This window comes from Streptomyces sp. MAR4 CNX-425 (assembly GCF_048656465.1).
Taxonomy (GTDB): domain Bacteria; phylum Actinomycetota; class Actinomycetes; order Streptomycetales; family Streptomycetaceae; genus Streptomyces.
The window spans coordinates 73,330-85,615 of record NZ_JBMDLF010000006.1 but is presented as its reverse complement, the minus strand read 5'-3'; the positions used below and the strand labels follow the sequence as shown (position 1 = coordinate 85,615).

The 12,286-nt window shown below is 75.6% G+C and carries 7 protein-coding genes and 1 pseudogene; 3 read left to right on the top strand and 5 right to left on the bottom strand.

Annotated features, from left to right (window positions below):
• Positions 1 to 19 precede the first annotated feature (19 nt).
• Both ACHZ99_RS18395 and ACHZ99_RS18390 read left to right on the top strand, forming a co-directional pair.
• The gene (locus tag ACHZ99_RS18395; RefSeq protein ID WP_420305717.1) at positions 20 to 4,714 is read left to right on the top strand and encodes a type I polyketide synthase; all 4,695 of its coding nucleotides are present in this window, start codon (positions 20 to 22) and stop codon (positions 4,712 to 4,714) included.
• Between the two features lie 42 nt (positions 4,715 to 4,756).
• Positions 4,757 to 6,235, top strand: coding sequence for an FAD-dependent monooxygenase (locus ACHZ99_RS18390; RefSeq protein WP_420305716.1), 1,479 nt, complete (start codon positions 4,757 to 4,759; stop codon positions 6,233 to 6,235).
• An 84-nt stretch (positions 6,236 to 6,319) separates the two neighbouring features.
• Here the strand turns inward: ACHZ99_RS18390 and ACHZ99_RS18385 are convergent, their stop codons facing one another.
• Both ACHZ99_RS18385 and ACHZ99_RS18380 read right to left on the bottom strand, forming a co-directional pair.
• On the bottom strand, positions 6,320 to 7,771 hold the full coding sequence (locus ACHZ99_RS18385) for an FAD-dependent monooxygenase (protein WP_420305715.1): 1,452 nt from the start codon (positions 7,769 to 7,771) through the stop codon (positions 6,320 to 6,322).
• Positions 7,768 to 8,790 carry a 3-oxoacyl-ACP synthase III family protein gene (locus ACHZ99_RS18380; RefSeq protein ID WP_420305714.1) on the bottom strand — a complete coding sequence of 341 codons (1,023 nt, stop codon included), beginning with the start codon at positions 8,788 to 8,790 and terminating at the stop codon, positions 7,768 to 7,770. Before ACHZ99_RS18380 ends, ACHZ99_RS18385 begins: the two co-directional genes overlap by 4 nt.
• A 319-nt stretch (positions 8,791 to 9,109) precedes the next feature.
• Between ACHZ99_RS18380 and ACHZ99_RS18375 the strand changes: the two genes are divergently transcribed.
• The gene (locus ACHZ99_RS18375; RefSeq protein WP_420305713.1) at positions 9,110 to 9,991 is read left to right on the top strand and encodes a methyltransferase domain-containing protein; all 882 of its coding nucleotides are present in this window, start codon (positions 9,110 to 9,112) and stop codon (positions 9,989 to 9,991) included.
• Between the two features lie 111 nt (positions 9,992 to 10,102).
• Here ACHZ99_RS18375 and ACHZ99_RS18370 read toward each other — a convergent pair whose 3' ends face one another.
• The 3 genes and pseudogenes from ACHZ99_RS18370 to ACHZ99_RS18360 form a co-directional block, all read right to left on the bottom strand.
• The gene (locus ACHZ99_RS18370) at positions 10,103 to 11,374 is read right to left on the bottom strand and encodes an MFS transporter (protein WP_420305712.1); all 1,272 of its coding nucleotides are present in this window, start codon (positions 11,372 to 11,374) and stop codon (positions 10,103 to 10,105) included.
• On the bottom strand, positions 11,371 to 11,790 hold the full coding sequence (locus tag ACHZ99_RS18365; RefSeq protein WP_420305711.1) for a nuclear transport factor 2 family protein: 420 nt from the start codon (positions 11,788 to 11,790) through the stop codon (positions 11,371 to 11,373). The genes ACHZ99_RS18370 and ACHZ99_RS18365 overlap by 4 nt, the downstream gene beginning before the upstream one ends.
• Positions 11,783 to 12,244: pseudogene (locus ACHZ99_RS18360) on the bottom strand (phosphopantetheine-binding protein); the annotation flags it as partial. The gene ACHZ99_RS18365 and the pseudogene ACHZ99_RS18360, both read right to left, overlap by 8 nt.
• Positions 12,245 to 12,286 lie beyond the last annotated feature (42 nt).

The following is a 12,286-nucleotide window of genomic DNA, read 5'->3' as shown; positions in this document are numbered from 1 at the left end:
AGCTGAGGGGATCAGCGCGATGGCCAACGAGGAAAAGCTCCTGGACTATCTCAAGTGGGTCACCGCCGACCTGCACGAGACACGGCAGCGCCTCGCCGACGCCGAAGCCGGCCGCCACGAGCCCGTGGCGATCGTCGGCATGGGCTGTCGCCTGCCCGGCGGCGTCCGCTCGCCCGGGGACCTGTGGCGGCTGCTGTCCGAAGGCGGCGACGCCGTCTCCGCCTTCCCCCGCGACCGCGGCTGGGACGTCGAGGGGCTGTACGACCCCGACCCCGACCGGCCCGGCCACACCTACGTCAAGGAGGGCGGATTCCTCTACGACGCCGCCCACTTCGACCCCGAGGCGTTCGAGATGACGCCCCGCGAGGCCGCCGCCACCGACCCCCAGCACCGGCTGCTGCTGGAGACCGCCTGGGAGACGTTCGAGGACGCGGGCATCGACCCCACCTCCCTGCGCGGCAGCGACACCGGCGTCTTCGCCGGCGTCATGTACAGCGACTACGCCACCCAGGTCAGCAAGGCGCTGGAGGGCTACGAGGGCCACATCAGCATCGGCAGCGCGCCGAGCATCGCCTCCGGCCGCGTCGCGTACTCCTTCGGCCTCGAAGGCCCCGCCGTCACCGTCGACACCGCCTGCTCCTCCTCCCTGGTCGCCCTGCACCTGGCCGCGCAGGCGCTGCGCGCCGGGGAGTGCTCCCTCGCGCTGGCCGGCGGCGCCACGGTCATGTGCGGGCCGGGCATCTTCGTGGAGTTCAGCCGGCAGCGGGGCCTCGCCCCCGACGGCCGCTGCAAGCCGTTCGCCGCCGCCGCCGACGGCACCGGCTGGGCGGAGGGCTCCGGGCTGCTGCTCGTGGAACGCCTCAGCGACGCCCGCCGCAACGGCCACCGCGTGCTGGCCGTGCTCCGCGGCTCCGCCGTCAACCAGGACGGCGCCTCCAACGGCCTCACCGCGCCCAACGGCCCCTCCCAGCAGCGCGTCATCCGGCAGGCCCTCGCCTCGGCGGGGCTGTCGTCCGCCGACGTGGACGCCGTCGAGGCACACGGCACCGGCACCACCCTCGGCGACCCGATCGAGGCGCAGGCGATCCTCGCCGCCTACGGGCAGGGCCGCCCGGCGGGCCGCCCGCTGCGCCTGGGCTCCGTGAAGTCCAACCTCGGCCACACCCAGGCGGCGGCCGGCGCGGCCGGGCTGATGAAGATGATGCTGGCGATGCGGCACGGCGTGCTGCCCCGCAGCCTGCACATCGACGCGCCCTCCCCGCACGTCGACTGGAGCGCCGGCGACGTCGCGCTCCTCACCGAGGACCTGCCGTGGCCCGCCGACGCCGAACGCCCGCGCCGGGCGGGGGTGTCCTCGTTCGGCATGAGCGGCACCAACGCCCACGCCATCATCGAGGAGCCGCCCGCGACCGAGCCGGCCGCACCCGCCCCCGAGCCGCCGGGGCCGGTGGTCCTGCGCGTCTCCGGCCACACCGCCGCCGCGCTGCGCGCCCAGGCCGACCGCCTCCACCGCCACCTGGAAGCCCACGAGGAGCTGGCGCTGCCGGACGTCGCGCACACCCTGGCCACCGCCCGGGCCACCCTCGACCACCGGGGCGCCGCCGTGGGCGAGAGCCGCGCCGAGGTCCTCGCCGGGCTGCGGGCCGTCGCCGACGGCGCCGCCGCGGCGGTCACCGGCCGGGCCCGCGCGGGCCGTACCGCCGTGCTCTTCACCGGCCAGGGCTCCCAGCGCGCCGGCATGGGCCGCGAGCTGTACGAGCGGTACCCGGTCTTCGCCGCGGCCTTCGACGACGTGTGCGCGGGCTTCGCCCCCCACCTCGACCGGCCGCTGCGCGACCTTGTTTTCGCCGACGTCGGCAGCGCCGCTCCCGGCAGCGACGACGCGGCCCTGCTGGACCGTACGGGCTACACCCAGCCCGCCCTCTTCGCCGTCGAGGTCGCGCTCTACCGGCTCGCGGAGTCCCGCGGGGTGCGCGCCGACTACCTGCTCGGCCACTCGGTCGGCGAGCTGAGCGCCGCGCACGTCGCCGGGATGCTCGACCTGCCCGACGCCTGCACGTTCGTCGCCGCGCGCGGCCGGCTCATGGAGGCGCTGCCCGAGGGCGGCGCCATGGTGGCGCTCCAGGTCGCCGAGGAGCAGCTGCTCCCGATGCTGGAGGGCCGCGAGGACCGGGTCGGCATCGCGTCCGTCAACACGCCCGGCACCACGGTGATCTCCGGCGAGGAGGCCGCCGTGGAGGAGATCCGCGCCTTCTGGGAGGTCTGGGGCCACAAGCACAAGAAGCTGCGGGTCAGCCACGCCTTCCACTCCCCGCTGATGGAACCGATGCTGGCCGCGTTCACCGACGTCGTCTCGGGGCTCACCTTCCGGCCGCCGCGGATCCCCGTCGTCTCCAACCTCAGCGGCAAGGTGCTCGACGCCGACGAGGCCGCCTCCCCGCGCTACTGGGCGGACCACGTACGCCGCACCGTGCGGTTCGCGGACTCCGTCAGCCACCTGGCGCAGCACGACGTCCGCTTCTACCTGGAGCTGGGCCCGGACGGCACGCTTACCGGCCTCGCCCACGACTGCCTGGCGACCGGCGCCGCGCAGCCCGCCGGCGGCGCCGTGCTCGCCGCCGCCCTGCGGCCCGGCGAGCCGGAGGCCACCGCGTTCACCACCGCGCTCGCCCGGCTGCACGCGGGCGGCGCCCGGCAGGAGACGGACCCGCCCGCCGCACCGGCCGCCGAGGCGACCGCTGCGGACGAGCACGCGGCGGAGGACGAGGCCGGGGCCGCCCGCCCGGACGGCCGGGCCGCACGCGGCGCGCTCGTGCCGCTGCCGACCTACGCCTTCCAGAGCCGCCGGCTCTGGGTGGACCCGCCGGAGGGCGCCAGGCCCCGTACCTCCACCGACGCCGACGCCCCCTTCTGGGACGCCGTCGAGAGCGGCGACGTGACCCGGCTGGCCGCCGCCCTGCACGTCGACGAGGCCCAACGCGGCCAGCTCACCGGCCTGCTGCCGGCCCTCGCCGACTGGCGGCGCGCCCGCCGCGGCGGCTACCGGCTGCGCTGGGACCCGGTCGCGCAGACCGGCCCGGACCCGGCCCCCGCCGCCACCGGCACCTGGCTGGCGGTCGTCCCCGCCGCCCCGGGCCGTACACCCGCGGTCGACGCCGTGACCGGCGCGCTCACCGCCGGCGGGCTGAACATCGCGACCCTGGCCGTGGACCCCGAAGCCGCCCCGGAGCAGACCGTCGAAGAGCTCCGGGACCGGCTGACCGGCGGCGCCGGGCCGGTCGCCGGGGTGCTCTCGCTGCTCGCCCTGGACGAGCGCCCCCACCCCGCGCACCCGGTCTCCACCGGCACGGCCCTGACCGCCGCCCTGGTCCGGGCGGTGGCCGCCGCCGGCCGCCCCGTACCGGTGTGGGGCCTGACCCACGGGGCCGTCGCCGTCGACGCGGCCGACACCCCGCGCTCCGCGCAGGCTCCGGCGGCGGCCGTGCTGCACAGCGCGGCCGCCGAGATCCCCGGCTGGTCCGGGGGCGTCGTCGACCTGCCCGGGCAGCTGGACGAGGCCGCCGCCCGCCGTCTCACCGGCCTCCTCGCCGCCACCACCGGGCACCCCGCCGCAGCGAGCGGCCCGGCCGCCGAACGCCAGCTCGCCCTGCGCGCCGGAGGCTTCCACGCCCGCCGCCTCGCCCCGCTGCCCGCCGACGCCACCGGAGCCGACCTCTGGCGGCCCACCGGCACCGTCCTCGTCACCGGCGCCGGCACCCCGCACGGGGCGTCCGCCGCCCGCTGGCTCGCCCGGAACGGCGCCGACCACCTCGTCCTCCTGGCCGACCACGCCCCCGAGGGGCTCGCCGACACCGGCGTGGTGGTCACCGTACGGCCCGACCCCGGCGGCGACCGCGAGGCCCTGGCCGCCCTGCTGGCCGACCTCCCGCCCACCGCCGTTGTCCATGCGGCCGGCGCCGCGGAGCCGGCCCCGTACGCCGCCCTGGCCACCGCCCGCCACCTCGACGAGCTGACCCGCGACGCCGACCTGGCGGCGTTCGTCGTGCTGGCCGGGCTCCCGGCCGTCCTCGCCCTCCCCGGCGGCGGCGAACAGGCCCCCGCGCACGCCGCGCTGACCGCGCTGGCCGACGCCCGCCGGGCCGCCGGCCTGCCCGCCGCCGCCGTCTGCCTCGCGCCCCCCACCGACCGGACCGACCTCGCGGCACCCGGCCTGCGCCCCCTGCCGCCCGGGCCCGCCCTGGACGTACTCGGCCGGCTGCCCGCGGCCGGCGCCGACACCACCGTCGTCGCCGACGCCGACTGGCCCCGGTTTACCGCCGCGCAGGGCGACGCCCAGCGCCCCCTGCTGCGCGACGTCCTCCCGCCGCCCGCGGCCACCGCCCCCGGCGTGGCCGGCGGCGACCCGGACGCCGAGGCCGAACGGCTGAGCGCCCGGCTGGCGGAGGCGGCCGACGACGCCGCGGCCCGCGCCGTGCTCCTCGACCTCGTACGGACCGGCGCCGCCGACGTCCTCGGCCTCGGCGGGGCCGCGGACATCGACCCGGAGGACAACCTCACCGAGATCGGCTTCTCGTCGTTCTCCGCCCTCCAGCTGTGCACCCGCCTGGGCGCCGCCACCCGGCTCACCCTGTCCACGGTCGTCGTCTACGACCACCCGACCCCGGCTGGTCTCGCCGCGCTCCTGCACGGCCGACTCGCCGCAGCATCACGCTGACCGCCCCGAGCGGCGCGTGGAAGAACTGGAATGGAGACTCACGTGACTGGCACCGTCGTCATCGCAGGAGCGGGCCCGGTCGGCCTGTTCCTCGCCAGCGAGCTGCGGCTGGCAGGGGTGGAGGCCGTCGTCCTCGAACGCTCGCCGAAGGCGAACGAGCACACGATCGGCGGTACGCTCCACGCCCGCACCGCCGACCTGTTCGACCAGCGCGGCATCATGGACACCCTGCGCGCCGGCAAGCCCCCGCTGTGGCCCCGGCTGCACTTCGCCAGCTACTGGCTCGACCTTGAGCCGTACATGGAGGACGAGTACTCGCTGCTCCTGCCGCAGCAGTACACCGAGCAGATGCTGGAGGCGCACGCCGCTTCCCTCGGCGTGGACATCCGCCGCGGCCACACCCTCGTGGGGCTCAGCCAGGACGCGGACGGCGTCACCGTCACCGTACGGGCCGACGACGGCGACTACGAGCTGCACGGCGCCTACCTCGTCGGCGCCGACGGCGCCGACAGCGCCGTGCTGAAGCTGGCGGACTTCGAGGTCCGCGAGAGCGGCCCGCGCTGGTACGGACTCCTCGCCGACATCGCGTCCGTGGAAGGCGAGTGGCACGCCGGCAACTACCCCGGCGGGCAGTTCGCCGTCATCCGCTCGCCGCACGAGGGCGGGCCGTCGCGCATCATGACGCTGGAGTTCAACGAGGGCGTGGAGCCGCCGCCGGCCGACCAGCCCGTCACCCTGGACGAGGTCATCGCCAGCACCGAGCGCATCACCGGCCGCACCCCGGTCCTCGGCGAGGTCCAGTGGCTGCACCGCTACAGCTACCGCACCCGCGAGGCGGAGAACTACCGCGACGGCCGCGTGTTCGTCGTCGGCGACGCCGCCCACCTGCACGTCGCCTTCGCCGGCCACGGCCTCAACACCGGCCTGCACGACGCCGCGAACCTCGGCTGGAAGCTCGCCGCCGTCCTCTCCGGCCGCGCCACCGACACCCTGCTCGACACCTACGACGAGGAGCGCCGCCCCATCGGCCACCGGGCGTGCGTGTTCACCCAGTCGCAGCTGTCGCTGCTCTCCCAGGGCGAGCACCTCGACGTGCTGCGGCAGCTCTTCACCGACCTGGTGAAGCTGCCCGAGGTCAACCACCACCTCATCACCACGGTCACCGACGTCCGCTACGCCGTCGACGGCGCCGAGAAGGACGACGCGCACCCGCTGCTGGGCCGCCCGGTGCCGAACGGGCTGGTGCGCACCGCCGACGGCAAGCCCACCGCCCTGGCGGAGGCGCTCCAGGCCGGGCGCGGCGCGCTGGTCGACCTCACCGGCGGCTCCGCCGCCCCGCCGGCGACCGACGGCCGCGACGGGCACCTGGACCGCGTCGTCCTCGACCCGGCCGAAGGCGTGGACGCCGCGGCGCTGCTGGTCCGCCCGGACGGGTTCGTGGCCTGGGCGGCGACCGCCGAGACCGGCGCGGACGGCCTGGAGCCCGCGCTGCGCCGCTGGTTCGGCGAGGCGACCGCCTGACGGCACGCGGACACGCGGTGCGCGAAGGGGCCCGGCCGAGCGGCCGGGCCCCTTTTCGCGTCCCTCGTCGTCGCGTTCCGCGCGTCAGCCGCGCACGGCCGTACGCGCCGGCTTGCGCAGCACCGCCAAGTCCGCGCCGCTCAGCCGCGGCTGGGGGAGCGGCTTCGCCCCCGTGGCGGCCGCCGCCCGCACGGCGTCGACCACCCGCGGATCCTCCAGGCCCGACATCGGCTCGGACATCGACATCACACCGGTCATCGCCGCGTTGACGCCCGCGTCCCGCGAGGCGGCCACCTGCAACAGGTCCGCGAACCCGGCGCGCGCCGCCGCCCGTTCGGCCAGCCCCGGGTCCCCGGACACGATCCGGCAGTCGGGGAACCGCACGTCCTGCGACGTCGCCCAGAGCCACGGGTCGTCCACCGCCGCGCTGACCGCCGCCACGGCCTGACGCGCCCGCTCCGGCGCCGGGCCGTGCGCCGACAGCTCCGCGCGCAGCGCCTGCGCCGCGCGGGCCGCGGCCGTCATCCCGTGCCCGTAGGCCGGGTTGAGCGCGGACAGGGCGTCCCCGACGACCAGCAGCCCGGCGGGCCAGGCCGCCATACGCTCGTACCGCAGCCGCCGGTTGCGGGTGCTGCGGGTGGTGCGCGCATCCGTCAGCGGCTCCGCGGCGGCCACCATCCGGGACACCAGCGGATGCCGCAGGCTCCGCGCGAACGCCGCGAACCCCTCCGCGTCGGCCTCCGGCCGGGCGCCGCGGCTGCCGGACAGCGACACCATCCAGCGGTCGCCCTCCACGGGCACCACGAGACCGTTCCGCGCCGGCTTGCCCGTCCGGTGGTCGGCGTACAGGCTCACCACGGGAAACGTCGCGGCGCCGTCGCCGGGGGCGCGGAAGATCCGCGTGGTGTACGTGAGTCCGGAGTCCACCGACTCCTCCTCGGCCGCCGGCAGCCCGAAGCCGCCCAGCCAGCTCCGCAGCGCCGAGCCGCGGCCCGTGGCGTCCACGACGAGCGCGGCGGGCAGCCGCTCCCCGCCGTCCCGGCCGCTTCCGGCGGCGTCCGCGTCCCGCGGGCGCACCCACGCGCCGTCCACGGCCTCCGCGCTCCCGGACAGGCCGGTGGCCGCGGTGCCGTCCAGCAGGGACACGTTCGGCAGCGCCACCACCGCGCGGCGCAGCACCCACTCCAGCAGCGGACGGCCGCAGGTGAGCATGAACTGCGTCTCGGGGAAGCGCTCGCTCCAGCCCGCCGCCGACATGAGCAGCATGTCCTGCTGCACCGCCACCCGCCGCCCGCCGGCCGCGAGCACCCGCTCGGTCGTCCCCGGCAGCAGCTCCTCCACGGCCCGTACGCCGCCGGACCACAGCACGTGCGCGTGGTCGGCCTGCGGTACGCCCGTACGGGCCGCAGGCATGTCCAGCGGCACCCGGTCCCGTTCGACGACGGCGACCTCGTCCACGTACGGCGCGACCGCCGCCGCCGCCAGCAGCCCGGCGACGCTGCCGCCGAGGACGACGGCCCGTACCGGCTCGCTCACGGCACCTCCACGGCGATCCCGCCGCACGCCCACTCGGTCGCCTCGACCATGAGGCCCACCGCGCGCCCGCCGCTGGGCAGGTCGGGCAGCGCGCTCTGCAACTGGAGCGGCATCAGGGCGTTGCCGCAGTTCCCTGCCTCCTCCACCCTGCTGACGCTCCGCACCCCGGCCAGGCCCAGCGCCTCGGTGACCCGGTCGGTGACCCGGCCCGAGTGCTGCGGCGGCAGGACGACGTCGACGTCGGAGTCCTTCCACCCGTTCTCGTCCAGCAGCTCCCGCCACGCCTCGGCGGCCAGCTCGGGCACCCGCTCCTCGACGGCCGCCCGGTCGTCGGTGACCGCCGGCTGCCCCGCGCCGGCGTGCGCGCCGAACCACTCCAGGGTCTGCGCGGGCGTCCCCCCGGCCAGCCGCGACGCGACGCTGCGCAGCACCGGCGCGCCCGGCCGCGGCTCCGCGCTCAGCACCAGGCAGCCCGCGCCGTCGCCGGCGAGGGCCACGGTCGTCAGCTCCGCCGGGGACAGCCGCTTGACGTCCCCGCTGGGGTCGACGTGCTTGACCCACGTGTCGCCGCCGAGCACCAGCGCCGTACGGGCCTCGCCGCTCGACAGCCGGCGCACCGCGATCTGCAACGCCTGCACGAACGCCGAACACCCGCCTTGCAGCTGGTACGTCGGCACCTCGTTGACGCCCAGGCGGTCCGCGACGACGTTGACGGTCGCGGGCATCAGCATGTCCGGCATGCTCGACCCCATCACCATCAGGTCCACGTCCGCCGCGTCCACCCCGGCCGCCGCCAGCGCGTCCCGCGCCGCCGCGGCGCCGAGGTCCGCGAGGGAGTGGGTGATCGCACCGGACTCCAGGTCGCGGGCCAGATGGCGGGAACGGACCCCCACACCCGTCTCGGCCCACCGCACCCAGGCGTCGCCCGTGCCGAGCCGGCGCGCCAGCGCCGCGTTGCCGACCGGGGGACCGGGCAGGGCGGAGGTGACCGCCAGGATATGGATGCTCGGGGAGTCCATTCCGCTCCTCTCCCGCGCACCGCTGCGATGCGCGCCTCGTGGACCTCGTCAGACCTGACCCCCGGGACACGCCCTGGGCACGACACAGGGGGTGCCGATCGTGCCGCCGCGGACTAAAGCAGCGCTAACCCGGCGACTTTCAGGTTCGCTTTAGGTGACTGCTAGCGGACGCGACGAGAATGAGGCCATCCCATTTCCCGCAGAACGGCCGTCAGTACGTGCCGCGGTGAGAGAACTCGGCCGTCGCCAAACCCTGCGGCCTGCTTGGTCAGGAGGAACAGCAACCATGGCAAGACCGCAGGCATCCTTCCGTGAAGACATGCGCATGTTGGGCGCGCTCGTCAAGTTCCGGATGGCGAAGGACTGGACGAAGAAGGTCCAGAGCATCTACCAGATGTACCCCCCGGGTCACCTCATGACCGAAAAAAGCACCTACTTCAACCAGGGCTACTGGGAGACCGGCGACGAGACGTACGACGACGCGCAGCAGGCGCTCGCCGGGCTGCTCGCCGACGCCGCCAAGATGCAGGCCGGCGACGTCGTCCTGGACTGCGGCTTCGGCTACGGCGACCAGGACTTCTACTGGATGGAGAGCCGGGAGCCCAAGCGGATCTGCGGCATCAACATCACCCCGCAGCACGTCGAGTTCGCCGGCGCGCGGGCCGAGCGCGAGGGCGTCACCGACAAGCTCTCGTTCCAGCTGGCCTCGGCGACCGAGATCCCCTTCCCGGACAACACGTTCGACCGGGTGGTCTCGCTGGAGTCGGCGATGCACTACCAGCCGCGCACCAAGTTCTTCGAGGAAGCCTTCCGGGTGCTCCGCCCCGGCGGCGTCCTGGCCACGGCCGACATCGTCCCCATGCCGCACGCGGGGCCGCGCGAGGACATCAAGTCCCACGCGATCGGGTGGCTCAACTGGACCGTCGACGAGCGCAACTGGCACGACCGCGACGTCTACGCCACCAAGCTGGGCGACGCGGGCTTCGAGGACGTCGACGTCACCACCATCCAGCCGAAGGTGTGGGAGCCGTGGCGCGCCTACATCACCAACAAGATGGCCGACCCCGCGTTCAAGGAGACCGTGAGCAAGCTCTACTTCCGCGTGCTGCAAAAGGCGTGGGCGAACCCGGAGCTGCTCAAGCGGGAGCTTGAGGACGTCGACTACATCCTGTCCTCGGCGACCAAGCCGATGGACGCCTGACGACCCGGCAGCCACACCACGTGGGGGCGGTCCGCAAAGGACCGCCCCCACGTCGCCTTTCCCGCCCCTTCTCCTTCTGCGATCTCCGGCGTGCTCCGACGCGACGGGGCGTCAGGACACCGACCGGATGCGCAGGACCAGCGCGCTGCCGCCGAGGGTCAGTACCGCGGACATCGCGAACAGCGCCGGATAGCCCGCCAGCCACACGACCGGCCCGGCGAGCGCCGGGGCGAGCAGGTTGGGCGCCGTGTTCGCCACGTTGACCAGCCCCATGTCCTTCGCCCGGTCCGCGGCGGACGGCAGCACCTCCGTCAGCAGCGCCGAGTGCACCGCCAGGTACACGCCGAAGCCCGCACCCAGAATCGCCGCGGCCGTCACCACCGCCGGCCACGTCGGCGCCACCGCCATCACCACCGACGACACCGCCAGCACCGCGCCCGCGCCCAGCACGAACACCTTGCGGCGCCCCACCCGGTCCGACCACCAGCCGCCGAGCACGACCGTCACCAGCAGGAACAGGGCGGTGACCGCGGTGAGCTGGAGAATCGCCTCGTCGGCGTCCGCCACCTTCACCTCGTCCTCCAGGTAGTACAGCAGGTACAGCGAGGCCGACGCGCCGCTGAGCTGGGTGACGAACCGGCTCGCCCACGCCCACCCGAAGTCCGGGTGCTTGCGCGGATCCAGCCACATGCCCCGCCACACCGTGCGCATCTCCGGCCGCGCCGACTCCGGCAGCGGATCGTCCTTCGTCAGCAGCACGAACGGCAGCGCCAGCCCGACGACCGCCACGCCCAGGGCCACGTACCCCGGGCGCCCCGGCACGATCGCCGACGCCACCGCCGCACCCAGCACCGCGCCGAGCACCTGCGGCAGGTTCGTCCAGCCCGACACCAGCCCGCGCTGCGCCACCGGCACCCGGTCCGGGACGGCGGCCGTCAGCGACGCCAGCATCATGTTCAGGCCCACCTGCACGAACACCCAGGCCACGATGACGCCGGCGAGGGTGTCCTGCGGCGCCAGCGCCGCGAGCGACACCGCGCTCAGCAGCGCCCCCGTCACCGTCCAAGGCCGCCGCCGGCCCAGCCGGCTCGTCGTACGGTCCGACAGCGCCCCGCACAGCGGCGTGGCCACCAGCGCGGCCAGCGCGCCCGCCGCCGTCACCCAGCCCAGCAGGGCCTTCTTGTTGTCCGGCGAAATGCTGTCCAGCTGGTCCGGCAGCAGCACCTGCAACGGCGCCATGAAGGCCATCCAGACCCCCAGGTTCGCCAGCACCAGCAGGAACGTCCACTTCCGGCCCACCGGCTCCGTCGGCTCCGCCAGCGCCGCCGGCACCGACGCCGCCTTGACCGGCGGCGGCTCCGGGTCCCGGACGGGCGCGCTCACCGTACGACCCGGGCTTCCGGCGCTCCGGCCACGACCGTCGCGTCCGAACGCCCCCAGAACATGCGCATCTCCCGGATCAGCCCGTCGGCCCCCACCCGCAGCATCGCCACGAAGTTCACCGACAGCCGGCTCCCGGCGGGCAGCCGCGCGTCGTCCAGCTCGGCGCGGCACGGCAGCAGCACGTGCTCCCCGTCCAGCGCCGCCACGGGCTCCCCGGGCGTCTCCCGTACGCGGTTGGCCACCGCCTCCGCCAGGTGCGCGCGGACCGCGGCCCGCCCCGTCAGCGCGCCGCCGCCGACCGGGTCCTCATACCTGACGTCCGCGGCGAAGAGCGCAAGCGCGCCGTCGACGTCACCGGCGTTGAGGCGGCGGCAGTACTCCAGCGCCACCCGCTTGCGTGCTGCCTCATCAGGCATCGGAGTTCCTTCCCAGATCCTTGTCGATAAAGGCGAACAGCTCATCGCTGGACGCCGTCTGCAGCCGGTCGGACACCCCGTCCTCCCGCTCGCCGCGCTCCGCACCGAGGCGCGCCAGCATCGCCGAGAGCCGCTGCGCCACCCGGTCGCGCACGGCGTCGTCCTGGCCGGCCGCGGACAGCGCCGCGTCCAGCCGGTCCAGCTCGGCCAGCGGATCGACGGGCGCCGACTGCGCGGCCGCCGGGGCGGCCTGCGCGAACAGCTCCTCGTGCAGCAGGTCCGCGACGGCCGCCGGCGACGGGTGGTCGAAGACGAGGGTGGCGGGCAGGAGCAGCCCGGTGGCCGCGTTGAGCCGGTTGCGCAGCTCCACGGCGGTCAGCGAGTCGAAGCCGAGGTCCTTGAACGCCTTCTCCGGCGGCGCCGCGGACGCCGACGCGTGGCCCAGCACCGCCGCCACATGCCCGGACACCAGCTCCACCAGCGCCGCGCCCCGCTC

What these genes read in the sequence shown, in the direction of transcription:
- ACHZ99_RS18380 (WP_420305714.1), bottom strand. Translation starts at nt 8,790, where the DNA reads ATGGACTCCCCGAGCATCCATATCCTGGCGGTCACCTCCGCCCTGCCC.
- ACHZ99_RS18395 (WP_420305717.1), top strand. Translation starts at nt 20, where the DNA reads ATGGCCAACGAGGAAAAGCTCCTGGACTATCTCAAGTGGGTCACCGCC.
- ACHZ99_RS18365 (WP_420305711.1), bottom strand. Translation starts at nt 11,790, where the DNA reads ATGCCTGATGAGGCAGCACGCAAGCGGGTGGCGCTGGAGTACTGCCGC.
- ACHZ99_RS18375 (WP_420305713.1), top strand. Translation starts at nt 9,110, where the DNA reads ATGCGCATGTTGGGCGCGCTCGTCAAGTTCCGGATGGCGAAGGACTGG.